20 protein-coding genes and 1 tRNA gene are annotated in these 21836 nt (G+C 64.3%); 17 read left to right on the top strand and 4 right to left on the bottom strand.

Annotated elements, in window-relative coordinates; all coding sequences use genetic code 11:
• The first annotated feature begins 6 nt into the window (after positions 1-6).
• From kduI to AC1D2G_RS00565, 3 genes are read left to right on the top strand one after another with little or no spacing between them, the layout of a single operon-like run.
• On the top strand, positions 7-858 hold the full coding sequence (gene kduI / locus AC1D2G_RS00575; protein ID WP_477411529.1) for a 5-dehydro-4-deoxy-D-glucuronate isomerase: 852 nt from the start codon (positions 7-9) through the stop codon (positions 856-858).
• Positions 855-1619 carry a 2-dehydro-3-deoxy-D-gluconate 5-dehydrogenase KduD gene (kduD, locus tag AC1D2G_RS00570; protein WP_477411528.1) on the top strand — a complete coding sequence of 255 codons (765 nt, stop codon included), beginning with the start codon at positions 855-857 and terminating at the stop codon, positions 1617-1619. The genes kduI and kduD overlap by 4 nt, the downstream gene beginning before the upstream one ends.
• Positions 1620-1629: 10 nt before the next feature.
• Positions 1630-1968: a cupin domain-containing protein gene (locus AC1D2G_RS00565; protein WP_477227643.1), complete on the top strand. Its 339-nt coding sequence runs from the start codon at positions 1630-1632 to the stop codon at positions 1966-1968.
• A gap of 187 nt (positions 1969-2155) precedes the next feature.
• On the opposite strand, the gene AC1D2G_RS00560 is transcribed toward AC1D2G_RS00565, so the two are convergent.
• Positions 2156-3577 (bottom strand): coniferyl aldehyde dehydrogenase, encoded by a 1422-nt coding sequence (locus AC1D2G_RS00560; RefSeq protein ID WP_477411527.1) that lies wholly within the window; start codon positions 3575-3577, stop codon positions 2156-2158.
• Positions 3578-3863: 286 nt separating this feature from the next.
• Between AC1D2G_RS00560 and recQ the strand changes: the two genes are divergently transcribed.
• The 3 genes from recQ to AC1D2G_RS00545 all read left to right on the top strand — a co-directional run bounded on the left by recQ (position 3864) and on the right by AC1D2G_RS00545 (position 9021).
• On the top strand, positions 3864-5696 hold the full coding sequence (recQ, locus tag AC1D2G_RS00555; protein ID WP_477411526.1) for a DNA helicase RecQ: 1833 nt from the start codon (positions 3864-3866) through the stop codon (positions 5694-5696).
• Between the two features lie 348 nt (positions 5697-6044).
• The gene (locus AC1D2G_RS00550) at positions 6045-6848 is read left to right on the top strand and encodes a DUF535 family protein (RefSeq protein WP_477412406.1); all 804 of its coding nucleotides are present in this window, start codon (positions 6045-6047) and stop codon (positions 6846-6848) included.
• Positions 6849-7275: 427 nt separating this feature from the next.
• Positions 7276-9021 carry an adenylate/guanylate cyclase domain-containing protein gene (locus AC1D2G_RS00545; protein WP_477411525.1) on the top strand — a complete coding sequence of 582 codons (1746 nt, stop codon included), beginning with the start codon at positions 7276-7278 and terminating at the stop codon, positions 9019-9021.
• Positions 9022-9181: 160 nt separating this feature from the next.
• Here the strand turns inward: AC1D2G_RS00545 and AC1D2G_RS00540 are convergent.
• A tRNA-Ser gene (locus AC1D2G_RS00540) sits at positions 9182-9271 on the bottom strand.
• Between the two features lie 404 nt (positions 9272-9675).
• On the opposite strand from AC1D2G_RS00540, the gene AC1D2G_RS00535 reads away from it, so the two are divergent.
• From AC1D2G_RS00535 to AC1D2G_RS00525, 3 genes are all read left to right on the top strand, one after another.
• Entirely contained in the window at positions 9676-10344 is a 669-nt protein-coding gene (locus tag AC1D2G_RS00535; protein WP_095084424.1) for a 50S ribosomal protein L21, read from the top strand.
• Between the two features lie 98 nt (positions 10345-10442).
• Positions 10443-10712, top strand: coding sequence for a 50S ribosomal protein L27 (gene rpmA, locus AC1D2G_RS00530; RefSeq protein WP_013529063.1), 270 nt, complete (start codon positions 10443-10445; stop codon positions 10710-10712).
• Positions 10713-10830: 118 nt separating this feature from the next.
• Positions 10831-11418, top strand: coding sequence for a GNAT family N-acetyltransferase (locus tag AC1D2G_RS00525; RefSeq protein WP_457151829.1), 588 nt, complete (start codon positions 10831-10833; stop codon positions 11416-11418).
• Between the two features lie 173 nt (positions 11419-11591).
• On the opposite strand, the gene AC1D2G_RS00520 is transcribed toward AC1D2G_RS00525, so the two are convergent.
• Positions 11592-12461 (bottom strand): endonuclease/exonuclease/phosphatase family protein, encoded by an 870-nt coding sequence (locus AC1D2G_RS00520; protein ID WP_477411524.1) that lies wholly within the window; start codon positions 12459-12461, stop codon positions 11592-11594.
• Positions 12462-12594: 133 nt separating this feature from the next.
• Between AC1D2G_RS00520 and obgE the strand changes: the two genes are divergently transcribed.
• The 5 genes from obgE to AC1D2G_RS00495 all read left to right on the top strand — a co-directional run bounded on the left by obgE (position 12595) and on the right by AC1D2G_RS00495 (position 18286).
• Positions 12595-13626, top strand: a complete 1032-nt coding sequence (obgE, locus tag AC1D2G_RS00515; protein WP_111548380.1) for a GTPase ObgE — start codon at positions 12595-12597, stop codon at positions 13624-13626.
• A 4-nt stretch (positions 13627-13630) separates the two neighbouring features.
• Positions 13631-14824: a glutamate 5-kinase gene (gene proB, locus AC1D2G_RS00510; RefSeq protein ID WP_477411523.1), complete on the top strand. Its 1194-nt coding sequence runs from the start codon at positions 13631-13633 to the stop codon at positions 14822-14824.
• A 3-nt stretch (positions 14825-14827) separates the two neighbouring features.
• Positions 14828-16114 (top strand): glutamate-5-semialdehyde dehydrogenase, encoded by a 1287-nt coding sequence (locus AC1D2G_RS00505; protein WP_477411522.1) that lies wholly within the window; start codon positions 14828-14830, stop codon positions 16112-16114.
• A gap of 224 nt (positions 16115-16338) precedes the next feature.
• On the top strand, positions 16339-16926 hold the full coding sequence (locus AC1D2G_RS00500) for a nicotinate-nucleotide adenylyltransferase (protein WP_477412404.1): 588 nt from the start codon (positions 16339-16341) through the stop codon (positions 16924-16926).
• Between the two features lie 67 nt (positions 16927-16993).
• Complete coding sequence (locus AC1D2G_RS00495; protein ID WP_477411521.1) at positions 16994-18286, top strand: MFS transporter; 1293 nt, start codon at positions 16994-16996, stop codon at positions 18284-18286.
• 50 nt (positions 18287-18336) lie between these two features.
• Here the strand turns inward: AC1D2G_RS00495 and AC1D2G_RS00490 are convergent, their stop codons facing one another.
• On the bottom strand, positions 18337-19188 hold the full coding sequence (locus tag AC1D2G_RS00490; protein ID WP_457151019.1) for a mechanosensitive ion channel family protein: 852 nt from the start codon (positions 19186-19188) through the stop codon (positions 18337-18339).
• A gap of 242 nt (positions 19189-19430) precedes the next feature.
• Here AC1D2G_RS00490 and rsfS point away from each other — a divergent pair, with 242 nt between their 5' ends.
• The 3 genes from rsfS (at position 19431) to AC1D2G_RS00475 (ending at position 21836) form a co-directional block, all read left to right on the top strand.
• A complete protein-coding gene (rsfS, locus tag AC1D2G_RS00485; RefSeq protein WP_457151020.1) occupies positions 19431-19808 on the top strand; it encodes a ribosome silencing factor in 378 nt (125 codons plus the stop codon).
• A gap of 56 nt (positions 19809-19864) precedes the next feature.
• Positions 19865-20347 (top strand): 23S rRNA (pseudouridine(1915)-N(3))-methyltransferase RlmH, encoded by a 483-nt coding sequence (gene rlmH, locus AC1D2G_RS00480; RefSeq protein WP_457151021.1) that lies wholly within the window; start codon positions 19865-19867, stop codon positions 20345-20347.
• A gap of 142 nt (positions 20348-20489) precedes the next feature.
• Positions 20490-21836: a murein hydrolase activator EnvC family protein gene (locus tag AC1D2G_RS00475; protein ID WP_477411520.1), complete on the top strand. Its 1347-nt coding sequence runs from the start codon at positions 20490-20492 to the stop codon at positions 21834-21836.

The raw sequence follows: 21836 nt of genomic DNA, 5'->3' as shown, positions 1-21836 counted from the left end.
ACTGCAATGAGCCAGAACCATACCGACTACACATTACGCTTCGCCATCGACCCGGTCGCCACTGCGGCGATGGGAACAGACGAACTGCGGCACAATTTCCACATTGACGACTTGTTCCAGCCCGGTCGTATCAGCCTGACCTACACCCATTACGATCGCATGATCGTCGGCGGCGCCGTGCCGACTGAGGCACCGCTTCAACTGGAGGCGATCAAGCCGACCGGGACCAAGGATTTTCTCGACCGCCGCGAGCTGATCGCCGTCAACATCGGTGGCGCCGGTGTCGTCACGGCCGGCGGCCAACCTCATGAATTGCAGGCGCGCGACATGCTCTATCTCGGCATGGGCAGCAAGGATGTGTCGTTCGTCTCGGCGGACAAAGCCGCGCCAGCCAAATTCTACCTGCTCAGCGCGCCGGCGCATCAAGCCTGGCCGAGCCGGCTGATCCGCATCGGCGACGCCAAGCGTCTCGACCTCGGCAGCAAGGATAGCTGCAACGAGCGCTCGATCTTCCAGTTCATCCATGCCGAGGGTGCAAAAACCTGCCAGCTGGTGGTTGGCATGACCCAGCTGGCGCCGGGCTCGGTGTGGAATACCATGCCGTGCCATGTGCATGACCGGCGCATGGAAGCCTATCTCTATTTTGACCTGGCCGAGACGGCGCGCGTTTTCCATTTCATGGGCGAGCCGGACGAGACGCGTCATATCGTCATGGGCAACGAGGAGGCGGTGCTGTCGCCGGGCTGGTCGATCCACTCTGGCGCCGGCACTTCGAACTACGCCTTCATCTGGGCGATGGCCGGCGACAATGTCGACTATACCGATGTCGACCCGGTGGCAGTGGACGACTTGCGGTGAGCGACCTTTCCGCCTTCAGCCTGGCCGGCAAACGCATTCTCGTCACCGGCGCCAACACCGGTATCGGTCAAGGCATAGCCGTCTCGATCGCGCGTGCCGGCGGTGCGGTGATCGGCGTCGGGCGCTCGTCGATGGACGATACGGCAAGCAAGGTTGCCTCAGCCGGTGGGCAATTCGAGGCGGTAAGCGCCGACCTTGCCGACACGGCAGCCGCCGGTCCGATGCTGGACCGGATCTGGGACGAAAGCGGCCCGCTTGACGGGCTGGTCAACAATGCCGGTATCATCCGGCGCGCCGATGCCGTCGATTTGAGCGAAACCGACTGGGACGACGTCATGGACGTCAATTTGAAGACGGCCTTCCTGCTCTGCCAATCCTTCGCCAGACGCGCGCTTGCTGGCGGACGGCAAGGCAAGATCGTCAACATCGCTTCGGTGCTGAGTTTTCAGGGCGGCATCCGCGTCGCGTCCTACACCGCCTCGAAACACGGCGTGCTCGGCATCACCCGGCTGCTCGCCTGCGAATGGGCGGCAAAAGGCATCAACGTCAACGCCATCGCGCCCGGGTATATCGAGACAAACAATACGCAGGCGCTGCGTGCCGATCCCGACCGCAGTGCCGCTATCCTGGCGCGTATCCCTGCCGGGCGCTGGGGCGTAGCGGAAGACATTGGCGACGCCGCCGTCTTCCTTTTGGCACCGGCGTCGAACTACATGCATGGCGCGGTGGTGCCGGTGGATGGCGGCTGGCTGGCGCGATAAGGAGATGACGATGGCTGAGCCGAAGATTTTCGCGCATGCCGGCGAGGGCGGCTGGACGGCGACGCCGGACGGCAACAGGCGGCGCGTCCTCCTGCACACCGATGAACTGATGATGGTCGAATTCGGCTTCGACAAGGGTGGCGTCGGTGCCCTGCATTCGCACCCGCATGTCCAGGCAAGCTATGTCGCGGAGGGCCGCTTCGAGGTGACCATCGATGGCCGGACCGAAATCATCGCGGCCGGCGGCAGCTTCATCGTGCCGTCCAATCTGGTGCACGGTGTCAAGGCACTGGAGGCGGGGCGGCTGGTCGACAGTTTCACGCCGCACCGAGCCGATTTTCTCGCCTAGTCCACGACTTGCTTGGCCAAGGCCGGGTGATCGAGCGCGGGGAATGACCCGCGCCCCAAAGAGGCGCGGGTTGTTGCCTGGGCGCTTTTGGCGCCGCGGTACTCAAGACATGACCGCAGGATGTGGAGCCTGCCGTATCATCGTGAACATAGATTTAACGCGCCGTACAACCGATGGGTGTTCTCGTTCAGGTGATGTGCCGGAGCAGGGTGAAAATCCGCTCGAACGTCTTGCCATAGGGCGGACGCAGCAAGCCGCCCGCGCTCAGCCTCGACTGCAGGAAAACCGGCTTCTGCTTGCTGAAGGTGCGGAAACCCCATTCGCCGTGATAGGCGCCCATGCCGCTGGCGCCGACGCCGCCGAAGGGCTGGTTCTCCTGCACCAGATGCAGCATGCAGTCGTTGATGGTGACGCCGCCGGCGACCGTCTCGTGCAGGATGCGTTGACGGTTGCCGCTGTCGCGCCCGAACCAGTAGAGCGCCAGCGGCCGGTCCGCGCGGTTCACATGGTCGATCGCCTCGTCGACGGTGGCGTATTCGACGATCGGCAGCACCGGCCCGAAAATCTCCTCGCGCATCAGCCGCAGGTTCGGGCCGGCATTGCGGACCAGGGTTGGCAGCAACTTCCGGCTGGCGGTGCCGAGTTCCTCGCCGGCCGGGTTGATTTCGACGACATCGGCGCCGGTATCGCGGGCCTCAGTGATCATCTCGCGCAGGCGCTGGTGGTGCCGGTCACTGATGATGGCGGTATAGTCGGGATTGTCGCGCAAGGTCGGGTAGAGCCGCGCTATTGCCGTCGCGAGCTTCGCGGCGACGATGCCTGCCTGCCCTGACGGCACCAGCAGATAGTCCGGCGCGATACAGGTCTGCCCGGCATTCAACAGCTTGCCATAGGCGACGCTGGCTGCCGCCGCATCAAGGTCGCAGGACGGATCGAAGATCGCCGGCGACTTGCCGCCGAGTTCGAGCGTAACCGGGGTCAGGTTGGCGGCGGCGGCGATCGCAACCTGGCGGCCGACCGCGGTCGAACCGGTGAACAGCAGATGATCGAAAGGCATCGACACGAAGGCCTTTCCCATCTCCGCATCGCCGGTGATGACGCTGAGTTCGTCGGGCGCGAAATGCGCGCCGGCCAGTTGCCCCAGCAACGCCGAAAAAGCCGGCGTCAGTTCGGACGGCTTGACGAGCACGCGATTGCCGGCGGCGAGTGCCGCGGTTACCGGTGCGACGGCAAGCTGGAAGGGGTAGTTCCAGGGCGAGACGATGCCGACGACACCGAGCGGCTGCGCGACGAGGCGGTTTCTGCCCGGCAGGAACGGCATGGTGGTGGCAACGCGACGTTCGCGCATCCAGCTCTTCAGATGAGACAGCGCGTGGCGGATGCCGGCGCGCACGACAAACAGTTCCGCAAGGCGCGTCTCGTGCGCGGAGCGGCCACCAAAGTCGGCGTCGATCGCGGCGCAGATATCGGCCTCATGTTGCTCAGTCAGCGCCAGCAGGCGTTTCAGGCGGTCCTTGCGCACGCCAATGTCCGGGAAAGGCTGCGCCTCGAAGGCGGTACGCTGCAGCTGAAACCGCTCGCCGAGAGCATCTTGTCTGGTCTGCAGCATAGAGCGCCCTCCCTGGCCTTGGTCGGGACAAGCTTACATCGCAGCGGGTGGGGGAATCCAGCGGGGTGCAGGTGTCGCGGGGGAAGGGACAGCCTCTGTCTCCAACATGGGTCCATCGCCGCCATGATGCAGTCCGACGATGTCAACGAACCGGGGTTCCCGCAAAGGGCCGTTGTGGTTGGATGACGGCTGCGCTACTCCAAGGCGTCACGCGGAGAGTCGTTTTGATCGGTTTCCACATCCTCTCCAATTCACCAGAAATCGTTTCCGGCCCGGTATCCTACTGATGCAGGCACGGGCAGCGAGCGTTCGGGCCGAGGACCCCAAGCGGCGCGTCCTGAAGGACGTGTTCGGCTTCGACGATTTTCGCCCCGGCCAGGCCGATGTGATGGATGCGCTGCTGGCCGGGCGTCATGTGTTGGCCGTCATGCCGACGGGTGCGGGCAAGTCGCTTTGTTACCAGGTGCCAGCGCTGGTTCTGGGCGGGCTGACCATCGTCGTTTCGCCGCTGGTGGCGTTGATGCAGGATCAGGTCGCCGCCTTGCGGCTTGCCGGCGTTGCCGCCGATACGATCAATTCCTCGATCGACCGAGAAGCCAATGTCGCCGCCTGGCGTCGCGTCGCGGCGGGCCAGACGCGGCTGCTCTATCTCGCGCCGGAGCGGCTGATGACCGAGCGGATGCTCGATGCGCTCGCCAGGCTCGACGTCAGCCTGATCGCCGTCGACGAGGCGCATTGCATCTCGCAATGGGGGCCGGCGTTCCGGCGCGAATATGAAGATCTGTCGAGGCTGCGCGGCATCTTCCCCAACGTGCCGATCATCGCTCTGACGGCGACGGCGGACGAGGGCACGCGCACCGACATCGAGGCGCGGCTGTTCGCCGAGCGGGTCGAGACCCTGGTGCTGGGCTTCGACCGGCCGAACATCAAGCTTGGCATCGCGGCCAAGCAGGACAGCAAGCGCCAGTTGCTGAGCTTCGTCGAGCGCCATCCCGGCCGCAGCGGCATCGTCTATTGCCTGTCGCGCAAGAAGACGGAAGAGATGGCGGCCTTCCTCGAGAAGAACGGCGTCACCGCGCTCGCCTACCATGCCGGCATGAGCAAGGACGCGCGCGACGCCAACCAGAACAGCTTCATGACCCTGTCCGGTGTCGTCATGGTGGCGACCATCGCCTTCGGCATGGGCATCGACAAGCCTGATGTCGCCTATGTCTTCCACACCGATCTGCCGGGCAGCCTGGAGGCCTATTATCAGGAAATCGGCCGCGCCGGTCGCGACGGGCGACCAGCCGAGGCGCATATGCTGTTCGGCCTTGGCGATATCCGCATGCGGCGGATGTTCATCGACGACGAGGATGCGCCGCCCGAGCACAAGAGGCGCTCGCATGGCCGGCTCGACACGCTTATCGGCTATTGCGAGACGGCGCACTGCCGCCGCCAGGTGCTGCTCGGCTATTTTGGCGAGGAAGCGCCGCCTTGCGGCAATTGCGACACCTGCCTCGACCAGGCGCCACGCGCCGATGGCGGAGCGGAGGCGCGGATCATCCTGTCGGCTGTCGCGCAGAGCGGAGAACGCTTCGGTGCGGGCCATGTCATCGACATCCTGCTCGGCCATGAAACCGAGAAGGTGCTGGCCAGGAACCACCAGAGCCTCTCAAGCTTCGGCAGCGGACTGGCGCACAAGAAGGATTTCTGGCTGTCGCTGATCCGGCAACTCGTTGCGGGTGGTTTCCTGATACCGGATCCCAGCGGCCATGGCGGCCTCGCCATTGTCGAAAAAGGCCATGCGCTTGGCCGTGGCGAAATGCCGTTCCACTACCGCGTCGAAGTGCGCAGCCCCGCCTTGCGCGGCAAGATGCGGTCCGCCCAGGCCGCGGACATGGAAGGCGTGGATGCTTCGCTGCTGGCCGCGCTGAAGACGCTGCGGCTGCGGCTCGCCAAGGAGCGGCAGGTGCCGGCCTATGTGGTGTTTTCCGATCGCACGCTGATCGACATGGCCGAGCGCCGGCCAACCGATCTCGACGCCTTCGCCGAAGTGAATGGCGTCGGGGCGGCGAAGCTCAAGGAATTCGGCCAGGTTTTTCTTGCCGCAATCGCGGGCCACCAGTCGGGTGGCTGAGGGCTGAGGGCGACACGCGTCGGCGGCAGCGCATCTCATTATCGCACTCTTCGTGCATCCGACGGGAACAAGCGCACTGCGATTTTTCCGCCGGCTCAACGGATCCGTAAGCCGGCCATTTTCGTGGCCGCCTTACAAATCCGTAATGTCGCGGGGAAGCGCCGATAAGCTAAAGATTCCAACAATGAGGCACGGAGAATACGAAGGGTGAGCATTTGAATGGGGCAATGTCGCCATCGCCGCCGCGGGTTCATCGCAAACGGCAGACCTCCGGCTTTCGACGCGGACTGAACCGATGCGTCCACACGATCAAGTGGGCGGCGCTTCGTTGGATATTCCGGCCGCGACATCGCCGCCATCCAGTCCAAACTCGGTGCCGAACCCTTCGCGGCGATCCTTCAGAAATATGCGGACATTCCCCTGAAGCCCGTCCGATCCTACCTGACGACCGGGCTGAGGCGCGGGCATCGTCGTGTCGCCGTCGTTGGTCATTACGTCGCGGCGGCGCAACTTTTCACCGACGCGGCCCTGATCAGGAGCCACACTGGCGGCCAACAGCTGCTGGATCTCTCCACCACGGCGGGCAGCGTCACGGTAGAACTGACCGGCCAGGACAAGTTGTACCGGGAGGCTGAGTGTCGCCTGCTCCTGCGCCTGGCCGGGCGACCAATCACCGAGATGGGCCTTGCGATTGTGGATAGACCGCTCCTGCGGCTCAGCGGGCAGGGACAAGTGCTTTGGATAGGTGCGCTCAAGTCCGCATCAGTTGGAGTGCAAGGTCTTGATGATGCGCGCACGCTGACGAAGGCCATGGAAGGACTGCGACCCAAAACACTGTTGCTGCTGGTGGCCCAGGTGCTCGCACGCTCTCTGAACATTTCGGGTCTTGTTGCCGCGTCGAACGCGGGCCATGTCTTTGGAAACGACTTTGCCCTGCGCCACCGCATTTCCGCAGACTACGACAGCTTCTGGGCCGAATCCGGGGGCAGCCGGGTCCACCTGACGATGTTCGATCTGCCCCTTACGAAAACGCAGCGTGATCCGGCTGAATACAAACCGAACAAGCGGGCACAGCTACGCAGGCGTCAGCATCTCGAGCTGGAGATCGCCCGCCAAGTGGGCGAGGCGATCAAGCCATTGCGCCGCACCTGACAACCTTGCAGACCTCGCGAAATCGTACGCCGGCACCTGTTGGAAACCGTGCCCTGGTCATCAGGCCATTCTAAGCGCGAACGTCTGTTGTGATGCCTGCCCGATACAAAAGCACCGCCACGGTGGCGTCAACCGGTTACACAGGGCAGGAATTATCTCCGACCTTCTGGGAGGAGTGGCGTTTCAGCGTCCCCAGAGACTGCGTGGGCGTGTCGTCGGTTGGCTGTAGCGCGGCGACTGGAACGCTCCACGCCTTGAAAGCGGGATAGCGAAATCTTGTGAAGGCAAGGTCAAGCTGTGTTCTCCGTTCTGTATCGGCGACGGTCGGAGACTGGGAGAGATGGATACCATGCACGGGAGGCGTCTGGAAGTTGGCAGGGCATGGATGCGGGGCGGCCCGCGTGCAGGCGCCTGGCTGAGCAGTGAAATGACCACGCAGCGCCACCTCGCGGCGATCCTGGCTTGCGACGTGGTCGGCTATTCGCGGCTGACGGAGCGCGACGAGCGCGGCACGCTCGAGCGGTTGAAGATCTACCGTAAGGACCTCCTCGAACCGCTGGTCTCCGAGCACCAGGGTCGGATCGTCAAGCTCACCGGCGACGGCATGCTGTGCGAGTTCGCGAGCGTCGTTAACGCGGTGACCTCGGCGATGGCGATCCAGCAGGCCCTGGCAGAACACGAGGCGGAGGCGCCCGAGGAAGAGCGGATACGCTTGCGCATCGGCATCAATCTCGGCGACGTGGTCTGCGAGGAGGACGGCGACCTCTACGGGGACGGTGTCAACATCGCCGCCCGCCTCGAAAGCGTCGCCGATCCCGGCACCGTGGTCGTCTCGGGCACCGCCTACGACCACCTTGAGGGCAAGCTCGACTGCGGCTTCACGCCGCTCGGCGAGCTGCGCCTCAAGAATATCGAGCGGCCTGTGCGCGCCTACCGCGTCGAGACAGACGCCAGCGCCTCGGTGGCTGCACCGCCCGCCCTGCCCGAGAAACCCTCGATCGCGGTTCTGCCTTTCACCAACATGAGCGGCGACCCCGACCAGGAGTACTTCGCCGACGGGCTGGTGGAGGACATCATCACGGGATTGAGCCGGGTGAACTCCTTCTTCGTGATCGCCCGCAACTCGTCCTTCACCTACAAGGGCCGGGCGGTGGACCTGCGCCAGGTCGGGCGCGAACTGGGCGTCCGCTACGTGCTCGAAGGCAGCATCCGCAGAGCAGGATCGCGGGTGCGCATCAGTGGGCAGTTGGTGGACGCGATCAGCGGACACCATGTCTGGGCCGACCGCTTCGAGGGCGACTTGAGCGACATCTTCGACCTTCAGGACAAGGTGACCGAGAGCGTCGTCGGCGCTGTCGAGCCGAGCATCCGGCTGCAGGAGATCAAGCAGGCGCGCATGAAGCCGACCGACTACATCAGCGCCTACGACCTCTACCTACGCGCGCTGCCGCGCTTCTACAGCATGACGCGCGAAGGCTTTGCCGACGTGCGCCGGCTCATCAACGAGGCGCTCAGCATCGACCCTGACTTCAACTTGGCAAAGGGACTCGGCGCCTATATCCGCAGCCTGTCCGTGAGCCAGTGCTGGCACGAGCCCGACGATGTCCGAGTCGCCGTGCGCATGGCGCGCGAGGTACTTGCGGAAGCGCGCGACGACCCCACGAGCCTGCGCTTCGCCGCGCAGGTGATCGCCTACAGCGCGAAGGACTACGAGATGGCGCTGGGCGCAATCGAACGATCCCTACTGCTCAACCCCAATTCGGCGCAGGGCCATACCGGCAGCGGTTGGGTGAACGCACATGCCAGCCGCCCGCTCGTCGCGATCGAGCACTTTCACAGGGCAATGCGGCTGAGCCCGGTCGACCCCGAGAAGGGCATCGCGCTCTCCGGCATCGGAATGAGCTACCTGATGCTCGAGCGCTACGAGGAAGCGCTGGCATGGGGAGAACGCGCGCTGCACGAGATGCCGAACTACGGGTCCTCGCACCGGGTGGTGATCATGGCGCTGGTCAAACTCAACCGGCTGGACGAGGCACAGGCAGCGGCGCGGCGGCTGATGGAAGCGTTTCCGACCTTCACGCTCACCCTGCAGAGACAGATCAACCCGTGGCTGGACAAGGTGTTCGCCGAGCGCTACGTCGAGGCCTTGGGCATCTCCGGTGTGCCGGAGTGATCGTCGCGCCCGCTTGTCCGCGGGATGAGCGCGTAGAGCAGCCCTGAACAGCCGGCGAGCTCTCTGTTGGGTTCGCGTCGAACTTCCGTGCGGCACCGCCATTTGGCGGGAGCCTAGGAAGTGAAGGCTTTTCAGATGGTTAGAGGGCCTATTGCGAGACTGGCGGAGAGGGAGGGATTCGAACCCCCGATGGGCTTGCACCCATGCCGCATTTCGAGTGCGGTGCATTCGACCACTCTGCCACCTCTCCGCGGTCATGGTCGGCCGTTGCCGGCGCGGCGCACTAGATAACGGCTGAACGGGCAGGTTACAAGGCCAATCCGCGAGTTATTTGGCTTCCGGGACAAGCGGTGGATTTGCACTGGTGTCTGCGGTCAAGCCCACGCGGATTTCCGGCCGCCCGACGGATCCTCGCGTGCCGACGACGGCAATGCCGTGCGGTCGTGTCGACATGGCCAGATGCTTGCCGAGCTAATAACCGTCCCGGCAACGGCTTCGCCTTGACTTGCACCCAACCTTCGGTTAGGGACAGCGCGCAATCGGCGTGGAGGGTTCTTCCGCGCCGCTTGTTTTTTGAACCCGCAGACTGACAAAAAGACGGCCGGACCGCCAGAGGCGGTTCATCAAGGCCGACCGAACAGCGAAAGGCAAAAAATGTTCGCAGTCATTAAAACGGGTGGCAAGCAGTATCGCGTTGCCGCCAACGATCTCCTGAAGATCGAAAAAGTCGAAGCCAGTGTCGGCGATATCGTCGAGATCGGCCACGTTCTCGCGCATGGCGAGGGCGAGAATGTCACGTTCGGCGCGCCGTTCGTCGATGGCGCGGTGGTCACCGCCGAAGTCGTCGAGCAGGGCAAGAACCGCACCGTCATCGCTTTCAAAAAGCGTCGCCGGCAGAATTCGCGCCGCAAGATCGGCCATCGTCAGCTTTTGACCACCGTGCGGATCTCGGAGATCCTGCTGGGTGGCGCCAAGCCGACGAAGACGGCAGCCGTCAAGGCGCCGAAGAAGGAAGCCAAGGCAGAGGCCGCTACCGAAGCGAAGGCGGAAGCCGCGCCGAAGAAGGAGCCCAAGGCCAAGGCCGCCGAGACCGCGGCAGCGCCGCTGTTCAAGGCGCCGAAGGGCGAGCCGGACGACCTGACCGTGATCAAGGGCATCGGCCCGGTCGCTGCCAAGGACCTCGCCGAGCAGGGCATCATCACCTTCGCCCAGCTCGCCAAGCTGACCGACAAGGATGTCGCCAAGATCGACGAGCACATGCCCTTCAGCGCCGACCAGATCAAGGACTGGCGCGAGCAGGCCAAGGAATTGGCGGCGAAGTAATTTTCTGGCGACTGGGTCGCCGGAATCGGACTTGAAACGGAACGCGAACGCGTTCATAAGGCCTTTTAGGCGCCTTGCGGCGCAACGGAGTTAGTTAGATGGCACACAAGAAAGCTGGCGGCTCGTCGCGCAACGGTCGCGACTCGCATTCCAAGCGTCTGGGCGTGAAGAAGTTCGGCGGCGAAGCCGTCATCCCGGGCAACATCATCATTCGTCAACGCGGCACAACCTGGCATCCCGGCGTCAATGTCGGCATGGGCACGGACCATACCCTTTTCGCGCTCGAGACCGGCGCCGTGACGTTCAACAAAAAAGCCAACGGCCGAACCTACGTATCGGTCAATCCGATTGCCAAAGCCGCGGAGTAGCCGGTTCCGCACTAGAACACCGGCGCCCATCTCGGGAACCGGTGTCTGGCAAAGCCAGGAAAAGGATCAGGGGAGATGGGTTTCCATCTCCCTTTTTCTTGGCCTGGAGGACTTTCACATGGTTGCCGAAGCGGAAGACACCGAAGACGAAAGTTACGCGATAGACTGCCCGGTCCTGGTCACCGAGCGGCTGGTGATGCGGGCGCCCCGCGAAGGCGACATTCCGCAACTGGTCGAACTTGCCGACAACCGCCATGTCGCCGAAATGCTGGCCCGCATGCCGCATCCCTATGGTGAGGCCGAGGGCCGCGCCTTCCTTGCCATGACGAAGTCGCGCCGCGCCGGCATCGCCTATGCCCTGACGCTGGCCGGCACCGACACCTTTGTCGGATGCGCCGGTCTCAACACCACCGATCGCGGGCTGGAACTCGGCTACTGGATCGGCGAGCCTCACTGGAAGAAGGGCTATGCGACCGAAGCAGCCCACGCGCTGGTCGACCTCGCCTTCCAGAAGACGTCGATCCAGGTGCTGCATGCCTCGACGCGGGTCATCAACCCGGCCTCGCGCCGCGTGATCCACAAGTGCGGCTTCCAGTATGCCGGCCAGGGCATGTTGAACTCGATCGTCGCCGGCCAGGTGCCGGTCGAGCGCTACCGGCTCGACAGGAAGACCTGGACGAGCCTCAGGAACTGGGTGCATTTTTGAGATGCGTCGATATTCAGGTGAGGCCGGCCTGCGAATGGCGGTTTCCTGCGCTTCCGGTGCTCACGTACTTTAAGTACGCTCCGCTCCGGTTCTCGGAAGCCACCATTCTCGGCTCGGCCTGACCTGAATCTCGACGCATCTCGCGTCGCATGGAAATCATAGGTTTGAAAAAGTCAGCCCAGTTCGACCCATACCGGCAGATGGTCCGAACCGACAGCCTGGCGGTCGACCCACAGACGCTTCAGCGATTTGGCCAGCGAAGCGCTGGTGAAGACGTAGTCGATGCGCTTGTGGCGGGTGGCGTTGGCGGGCTGTTTGGGGTCGACCCAGCTGACCAGGTCGTCGCCGGTGACGTTGAGGCGCATGGCGGCATCGACGGCAAAGTCGGCGGTCAGCGGCATGCCGAATTCATGGTCCGGCCTGCCGGCGAGTTCGACATATTCGGGTGAGCCCGCCAGCATGTTGAAATCGCCCATGCCGACGAAGGCTTCGGGATGCGGCAATTCCGGCAGGCCGATCTCGGCGACGCCGGACAAGGCGCCGCCTTCGAGCGCATAGTTCAGCAGGCGTCGGCGCAGGAACTGGATCTGGCGGGCGCGTTCGACGGGGCTGCGGTGATCGAGATGGATGGAATAGAAGCGGATGAAACCCAACGGCGTCTCGATCAGCGCTTCCAGCGCGCCGCGCTGGAAATTCATCATCTCGAAGCTGCGGCTGCGCGGCAAAAGCAGGTTGCGCGACAGATGAATGGGCGTTTTCGACAGCACCATATTGCCAAGCTGGAAGGTCGTGGTGATGGCGCGGCCGTTGTCGATGCGCGAGCCGATATTGGCCTCGAAATTGCTGCCATAGACAGCGAAATAGTCGGGCAGCGCCTCGCCGATCTCCGCGACCATGTCGCGGCCGCCGTTCCGGGGATTGTTGCGGGTGACCTCCTGCAGCGCGATCACGTCGGCGCCGCGCACGGCGTCAGTGATGCGACCGACATCGTACTGCCCATCGAGGCCGATGCCGTATTGGATGTTGTAGGTTACAAGCTTCATTCCGACATCTCTCCAGCCGGTCCCAAGCGGCCATTGTCACAAAACGGCCTCGCCCTTCGCCGCGCCTTGGTTTAGAGCAAGGCGCTAGATTTAGAGCAATGCCGCAAAGCCACTAGCAGAAACTGCACAGCCCATGAAATTTCTCGATCAAGCCAAAGTCTACATACGCTCCGGTGACGGCGGCGCCGGCTCGGTGTCGTTCCGGCGCGAAAAGTTCATCGAGTTCGGCGGACCGGACGGCGGCGATGGCGGCCGTGGCGGCGATGTCTGGCTGGAGGCGGTCAACGGGTTGAACACGCTGATCGACTATCGCTACCAACAGCATTTCAAGGCCAAGACCGGCGTGCACGGCATGGGCCGCAACATGACCGGCGCCAAGGGTGCCGACGTCACGCTGAAAGTGCCGGCGGGAACGCAGGTGTTCGAGGAAGACAACGAGACGCTGATCTGTGACCTGACCGTGGTCGGCCAGCGCTTTCTGCTCGCCAAGGGCGGCAATGGCGGCTTCGGCAACCAGCATTTCAAGACCTCGACCAACCAGGCGCCGCGCCGTGCCAATCCCGGCCTGCCGGGCGAAGAGCTCAACATCTGGTTGCGGCTGAAGCTGATCGCCGATGCCGGGCTGGTCGGGCTGCCCAATGCCGGCAAGTCGACTTTCCTCGCTGCGGTGACTGCGGCGAAGCCAAAGATCGCAGACTATCCCTTTACGACGCTGCATCCCGGTCTCGGCGTCGCCCGCATCGACGCGCGCGAATTCGTCATCGCCGATATTCCCGGCCTGATCGAAGGCGCGCATGAGGGTGTCGGCATCGGCGACCGCTTCCTCGGCCACGTCGAGCGCACGCGCGTGCTGCTGCACCTGGTCTCGGCGCAGGAGGAAAACCCTGGCAAGGCCTACAAGACCGTGCGCGCCGAACTCGACGCCTATGGCAACGGCCTGACCGACAAGGTCGAGATCGTCGCGCTTTCCCAGGTCGACACGCTCGACGCCGATGCGCGCAAGAAGAAGGTCGCCTCCCTGAAGCGTGCCGCCGGCCGGGCGCCGATGCTGTTGTCGGCCGTCACCGGCGAAGGCGTCGAGGCGGTGCTGCGGGCGCTGATGGCGGTGGTGGCCGAGGCGCGAGCGCAAATCTCGGCCCCGGTCGAGACGCGCTGGGACAAGTAAGGCCATGCAGTCGCTGAAGAGATACCGGCGCATCACCGTGAAGATCGGCTCGGCGCTGCTCGTCGACCGCGCGACGGGCCTGAAGCGCGACTGGCTGGCCTCGCTGGCCGACGACATTGCCGTGCTTGCCCAGGGCGGCGCTGAAATCCTCGTCGTCTCCTCCGGTGCCATCGCGCTTGGCCGCACCATCCTTGGGCTGGGCAAGCGGGCCTTGAAGCTCGAGGAGAGCCAGGCCGCAGCCGCCGTCGGACAGATCGCGCTGGCCGGCGCCTGGTCAGATGCGCTCGGCAAGGGAAGCCTGAAATCAGGGCAGATCCTGCTGACGCTCGGCGACACCGAGGAGCGTCGCCGCTACCTCAACGCGCGGGCGACGATCTCGACACTGCTGAAGATGAAGGCGGTGCCGGTCATCAACGAGAACGACACGGTGGCGACGTCTGAAATCCGCTATGGCGACAATGACCGGCTGGCCGCGCGCGTGGCGACCATGATGGGCGCCGACCTTTTGGTGCTGCTTTCCGATATCGACGGGCTCTACACGGCGCCGCCGGCGCGGGACCCCGGTGCAAAGTTCATCCCGGTGGTCGATCGCATCACGCCCGACATCGAGGCGATGGCGGGAGCCGCCGCTTCGGAACTGTCGCGCGGCGGCATGCGGACAAAGCTCGATGCCGGCAAGATTGCCACCGCCGCCGGCACCGCCATGATCATCACGTCGGGCACGCGATTGTCGCCGCTGATGGCGATCGAACGCGGCGAGCGCGCCACCTTCTTCCGGCCGAGCAGCAATCCGGTCAAGGGCTACAAGACCTGGATCGCCGGCCAGCTCGAACCGGCCGGCCGGCTGACGGTCGATGCCGGCGCCATCGGTGCGCTGCTGTCGGGCAAATCGCTGCTGCCGGCCGGCGTCAAGCTGGTCAGCGGCAATTTCTCGCGCGGCGACACCGTGGCGATCCTGTCGCCCGAGGGCCGCGAGATCGCGCGCGGGCTGGTTGCCTACGATGCCGCCGATGCCGTAAGGATCGCAGGGCTGAAGACGGCCGAGATCGAAACCGTGCTCGGCTACGAGGCGCGTTCGGCGATGATCCACCGCGACGACCTCGTGGTGAGCCATCCTGGCGACCAAGTACGGGCTGGCGACCAAGTACGGGCCAGTGACGAACTACGAGCCGGTGACGAAGTATCGAGCGGAGGATGAGCCATGCTGAAGCTGCATGAAAAATCCGGGGACGACACGGTGGCGCTGATGGCCGATATCGGCCGCTGCGCCCGCGCTGCCGCCCGACCGCTGGCCATCGCCACCACCGCCGCCAAGAACACTGCACTTGTCGCCATGGCCGAGGCAATCGTCGCCGGCGAGCAGGATATTCTCGACGCCAACGCCATCGATGTCTCGAACGGCGAGGAGTCCGGGCTTTCCGCTTCGTTCATAGACCGGCTGAAGCTCAATCCGGCGCGCATCCGCGCCATGGCTGATGGCATCAGGGAAATCGCCGAACTGCGTGATCCAGTCGGCGACGTCATCGCCGCGTGGGACCGGCCGAACGGCCTCAATATCGAACGCGTGCGCACGCCGCTCGGCGTCGTCGGCGTCATCTATGAGAGCCGGCCGAATGTCACGGCCGATGCCGGCGCGCTTTGCCTCAAGGCCGGCAATCCGGTGATCCTGCGCGGCGGCTCGGATTCGCTTAATTCGTCGGCGGCCATCCATGCCTGCCTGGTCGAGGGGCTGAAGGCAGCCGGCCTGCCGCAAGACGCCATCCAGCTGGTGCCGACCACCGATCGCGCCGCTGTCGGCGAGATGCTCAAAGGGCTCGGCGGCACTCTCGACGTCATCATTCCGCGCGGCGGAAAGAGCCTTGTCGGGCGGGTGCAGACTGAGGCGCGGGTGCCGGTGTTCGCCCACCTCGAAGGCATCTGCCATCTCTACATCGACCGCTCGGCCAAGCTCGACATGGCGGTGCGGATTGCGGTCAACGCCAAGATGCGGCGCACCGGCGTCTGCGGCGCCGCCGAAACACTGCTGGTCGACCGCGCTTCCGCCGCCACGCATCTGGTGCCTATCCTCGACGCCCTGCGCGCCGCCGGCTGCGAAATCCATGCCGATGCCGAGGTGCTGAAAGCATTTTCCGACGCCAAGCCGGCCACTGATCTCGACTGGGTGACCGAGTATCTCGATGCCATCATCGCGGTGAAGCTGGTCGATGGCGTCGCAGGTGCGATCGACCACATCGAGACCTTCTCCTCGCATCACACCGAGGCGATCGTCGCCGAGGACGCGCAGGCGGTGGAAAAATTCTTCAACGAGATCGATTCGGCGATCCTGTTGCACAACGCCTCGACGCAGTTCGCCGATGGCGGCGAGTTCGGCATGGGCGCCGAGATCGGCATCGCCACCGGCAAGATGCATGCGCGCGGGCCGGTCGGCGTCGAGCAACTGACCTCCTTCAAATACCGCGTGCACGGGTCGGGACAGGTGAGGCCTTGAAGCTTTTCGTCGTTAGAGCCTGAGGCCCTTGCGCCCAGCCACCCCCCTCTGTCCTGCCGGGCATCTCCCCCTCAAGGGGAGAGATTGGCTGTCATGTATGATTTCGCCCATTGCCGGCCTTGCAGGATCCCCCCTTGAGGGGGAGATCCCCCGCAGGGCAGAGGGGGGCGACTAGCGCCATGCTGTCATTGCCCCAGCCCATTATTTCTTCCCGCTATCTCAAGATGCCGCATGCCGAAAAGGGGCTCGCTGTCGGCCTGTTCGGCGGCTCGTTCAATCCGCCGCACGCCGGCCATGCCCTGGTCGCCGAAATCGCGCTCAGACGCCTGGCGCTCGACCAGTTGTGGTGGATGGTGACGCCTGGCAATCCGCTGAAGAGCACGCGTGAACTGGCGCCGCTCGGCGAGCGGCTGCAGCTCTCGGAGCAGATCGCCAAGAACCCGAAGATCAAGGTCACTGCGTTCGAGGCGGCGCATCACGTTCGCTTCACCGCCGACGCGCTGACGCTGGTCAAGGCGCGCAATCCTGGCGTCGACTTCGTCTGGATCATGGGCGCCGATAGCTTGCGCGATTTCCATCGCTGGCAGCGCTGGCGCGAGATCGTCATGACCTTCCCGATCGCCGTCATCGACCGTCCGGGCGCGACGCTGTCGTTCCTGTCGTCGGTCGTCGCCAAGACCTTCGACTATGCCCGCGTCGACGAAGGGGATGCGCCAAGGCTCGCCCGCATGAAGGCGCCGGCCTGGACCTTCATCCACGGCCCGCGCTCGTCGCTGTCGTCGAGCGCGATCCGCAAGCTGGCCAAGGGTTGAGCCGCTCACCCGGCGATGTCGCTTTTATCGCTTCCTTTGCCCGTTTCATGGGCAATCCTGAGCAGGCATGTCGATCCCCAGGAAACACCGCACCGAAGCCGGGCAGGACCATGAGCCCACGCCGCTGATCGCGATTGCCAGCGTCATCGCATCGATGGCGCTGATCGCCGTCGGCAACGGGCTGATGTTTGCCTATATCCCGGTCCGGCTTGGCGCCGAGGGCTTCGATCCGACCTGGGCCGGGCTGATCATCACCGGACTCTCGGCCGGCGGCCTCGCCGGCTGCATCCTGACCGGACCGCTGGTGCGAAGGGTCGGCCATGCCCGCGCCTTCATGGTGCTGTCGGCGCTGATCGCACTGGCCAATGCCGCGGTCGGCGCCGGCCCGCATCCGTTGCTCTGGATCGCTGCCCGCGCGCTCTACGGCTTTGCCATATGCGGCCTGTTCATCGTCGCGCAGAGCTGGCTGAACGATGCCGTTGCCAATGCCATCCGTGGCAGGGTGATGGCGTTCTTCTACGTTGCCTATGTCGCCGGGCTCGGCGTTGGCTATGCGACGCTGGCTTTTGTCGACATCAGAACCGCGGACGCGCCGCTGATCGGCATCGTCTTCACGGCACTGTCGATCCTGCCCGTGGGGTTGACCAGGCTTGCCCAGCCGCCGCCACCGCAAGCGGCCTCGGTGGCGCTCGGTCGGGCCTGGCGGATTTCGCCTGTCGGCGTCGCCGGCATGCTTGCCGTCGGCGGCCTGTCGATGTCGATCGCCGGCTTCGCGCCGATCCATGCCACCGCCAAGGGCTACAGCCAGGCCGACGTCGCCCTGCTGCTTTCGGCGATGCCGGTCGGCACGCTGATCCTGCAGATCCCGCTCGGCTGGATTTCCGACCGAACCGACCGCCGCTATGTGCTGATCGCCGCAGCGGCGCTCGCCATGGTCGCCGGCCTGCTCGCGCTCGGGTTCGATGGTGGCGCGCTGGCGGCTCTGGTGGTGATCTACATCGTCTGGGATGGCGCCTCGGAATCGATCTATTCGCTGGCCAGTGCGCATGCCGCCGACCGCGCCGGCAAGGATGACCTGGTGGCGCTGTCCAGCTCGCTGTTGTTTGCCTGGTCGCTTTCGGGCTTCATCGTGCCCGGCATCGTGACCGCGCTGTCGGCCGTCTTCGGGACGCAGGCCTTCATCTATGTGGCGATCGTCATCGCCTGTGCTTTCTGCCTGTTCGTGCTTTTGCGCGTGGTGACGACGCGGGCCGTTCCCGCCGCCGAAACCGGCAGTTTCGCGCCGATGACAGCGCAGGCGCCCTTGCCGGTCGAACTCGCCTTCGGACCGGACGAGCAGCCCCGGAACCGGGGCAACTGACTAGAACTTGATCCTTTCCGAAAACCGAAAGCCGCCGTCGGGATCATGCTTTATTGCCGGCGGGCTTCCGGCGCCGGCGCTTCGGGTGGCGGGAGCGGGATCGATATGCCTTCCGCGTCGAATTCCTGCTTGGCGCGCTTGGTGAGATCGGCTTGGGTGGCAAAGAAATCCGCGGCCGATGTCCAGTAGCGCAAGGCGATGGAGACCGTGCTTTCACCCAATGTCGCGACGAAAGCGATCGGCGCCGGCTCGCGCTTGACCCGGCGCTCGGTGGTGGCGATGGCAAGCAGCGTCTTCTGGGCGCGGTCGATGTCGTTCCAGGAGCCGATCGAGAGCGTGATGTCGCCGCGGCGGACGCCGTTGCGCGTGTAGTTGCGCACCGGCTGGTTCCACAGCGTCGAATTGGGCGCCAGGATGTAGACGCCGTCGGCGGTCCTGAGCCTCGTCGCGAAGAGGCCGATCTCCTCGATCGAGCCGGCAATCGAACCGACCTCGACAGATTCGCCGATACGGAACGGTCGCAGCGCCAGGAGCATGATGCCGGCCGCGATATTCTGCAGCGTGCCTTGCAGCGCCAGGCCGATGGCAAGACCGATGGCGCCGATGGCGGCAATGATCGATGCTGTCTGCACGCCGAACTGGCCGAGCACCATAATCGTGACGAGGATCAGGATGGCATAGCGGACGATCTTGGAGAAGAAATGCCGCAACGTTGCGTCGAAACCGTGGATGTGGCCGAGACCAGAGGAGATGGAACGCTCGGCAAGGCCGGCAACGACATAGCCGACAACCAGGAGGATGACGGCGCCGATGGCCGAGAAGGCGTAGGAAACGATCAGCGTGCTGAGTTGCGCAAGGCCGGCCTGGACGGTGAGAAGGGTGTTCTGCGGGTCGATAGGCATGGGGAAAATCCGGTTGGTGGGCGACCCGATAACCCACGCAGGCGCCATGGGTTCCGATCTTTTTCTGCATGCGGTGGAACCGCGGGACCGACAATACGTTCGTGCGCGACAGGGCGCCGTCTTGAAACTGCAACGGAACTCTGCCTATTTAAGCGGTGTCACCTGCTTTTGGGGGTGATTTGGTTGTTCTTGCTGCGAAAGGAAATACACTGAGAACAGCACTGCGGAAGAAGGCCGATATCATGCCTTCGCCGGCCGGGATCAGCGTAAACGACGCCGTGTCCCGCGCCATCAAGACAGTCCTTGCCAGTCTGGAAGACTCCAAGGCCGAAAATATCGTCTCAATCGACATTCAGGGGAAATCGAGCCTCGGCGACTACATGGTCGTCGCGTCGGGCCGATCGCACCGTCATGTCTCGGCTGTCGCCGATCACCTGCTCAAGGCGCTCAAGGATGCCGGTCTCGGCACGGCGCGCGTCGAGGGGCTGGCAGGCGCCGACTGGGTCCTGATCGATTCAGGCGACATCATCGTCCATGTCTTCCGTCCCGAAGTCCGCGAATTCTACAATCTCGAAAAGATGTGGCAGGCGCCGGACCTCGAGGAAGAGACCATCCACTAAGCCGCCTTTGTTTTGATGCATGTCATGGCATGCATTGGCGGCTTATAGGGGCGAGGATGAAGGTATCAGTTCATGCCGTGGGCCGGATGAAAGCCGGCCCCGAGAAGCAGCTCGCCGACCGCTATTTCGAGCGCTTTGCCAAAAGCGGCCCGGCGGTGGGGCTCGAATTTGCCGGCGTGGCCGAAATCGCCGAGGGGCGCGCGCAGACTGCCAACGAGCGCCGGCGCGACGAAGGCCAGAAGCTGCAGGGGCAGTTGCAGCCCGGCACCGCACTGATCTTGCTCGACGAACGCGGCAAGAATTTTTCCTCCGAAGACTTTGCAGGGCGCATCGGCCAGCTGCGTGATGGCGGCCGCAAGGCGCTGGTCATCGCCATCGGCGGCGCCGACGGGCACGATCAGCCGCTGCGCGATCAGGCAGAATTGGTGATGTCGTTCGGATTACTGACCTGGCCGCACCAACTGGTCCGCGTGATGCTGGGGGAGCAGCTGTACCGGGCCGCGACCATTCTTTCCGGCCATCCCTATCATCGTTCGTAACCGGTGGTTTGGCGCGACCATACGGATTTCCGCCCCAATGCGCCACCAGACTGCGCCAATTGGGGCTCTCGCACATGGTTTAGGGGGCTTTCGAACATGGTTGATTGTTCGTTAACGAAGCCACGCATAGAGTCGGGCTTCAATGTCTGAAGACGGGAAATCATCAGGGACGGCCTCATGGCGCGCGCGCTGCGGCATCGCGGCAGCGGTGCTCGTGCTGTCGTTGCATGCGGTGCGGGCTGAGAACACGCTCGACCTTGCCCCCGATCCGGACCAGAGCCGCGCCGAATACGAACAGGTCTCGAAGGAGATCACGCTGTCGTCCGAGCGCCTGGCCAAGCTCGCCGCCGACATCGCGACGATCAAGAAGGACCATGCCTCGATCACCGCCGCCTTGATCCAGTCGGCCATGACCGAGCAGAAACTCGGGCTGGACATCGAGGATATCGGCGCCAAGCTGGAAGGGCTGAAGGGCCAGGAACAGAAGATACGCACCTCGCTTGCGGCACGGCGCGACGTGCTGGCCGAAGTGCTGGGAGCACTGCAGCGCATGGGGCTCAACCCGCCGCCGGCGATCCTGGTCAAGCCCGAGGACGCGCTGTCGTCGGTGCGTAGCGCCATTCTGCTCGGCGCCGTGGTCCCGGAACTGCGCCAGCAGACCGATAGCCTGCTGGCCGATCTCAAGGAGCAGTCGCGCGTGACGGCTTCGATCGAGGCCGAGCGGGCGCGGTTGACGGCGGCGGTTGGCGACCAGACAGCGGAAAAAAAGCGGCTCGGCATGCTGCTGGAGGCCAAGCAGAAACTCGAAGCCGACACGCAAACGCAAATGGCCGCTGAAAAGCAGCGGTCGGAAGCGCTGGCGGCCAAGGCCGGCAGCCTGAAGGACTTGATCGCCTCGCTCGAAGCCGACAAGAGCCGCAAGGCGGCCGATGCGGCCAAGGCCGCCGAGCAGAAGACGGCGGACGGCGACAAGACGTCAGCGCCGGCGGAGACCCCAGCGGAATTGGCGTCCCTGCCTGTACCGGAAGGCAATCGACTTGCCGCAGCGGCACCCTTTTCTGCACTGCAGGGGCAGATCGCATTGCCGGTGACCGGCCGCATCAAACGGCGATTCGGCGCCGAGGACGGTAACGGGGCGGTGATGCTTGGCGACATGGTTGCGACACAATCGGGAGCCATCGTCACCGCGCCGGCGGATGGGAATGTGCTTTATGCGGGGCCGTTTCGCTCGTATGGTCAACTCTTGATCCTGAACGCAGGCGACGGTTATCATGTCGTTTTGGCGGGGATGAGCAGAATCAGCGTCGCGACTGGCCAATCAGTGCTCGCAGGAGAGCCGGTCGGCGCGATGGGAGAGGCCCGGGTGGCGAGCACCTCGGTTTCGAAGAATGTAAATGCCACACCGGAACTCTATGTCGAGTTCCGCAAGGATGGAAAACCCGTCGATCCGGCCCCATGGTGGGCGGACCGTTTTTCTGGAAGGACGTGA

Source organism: Mesorhizobium sp. P2_C7 (genome assembly GCF_056404515.1).
The sequence above is the reverse complement of the archived record's forward strand: the minus strand, read 5'-3'. Positions and strand labels throughout refer to the sequence as shown.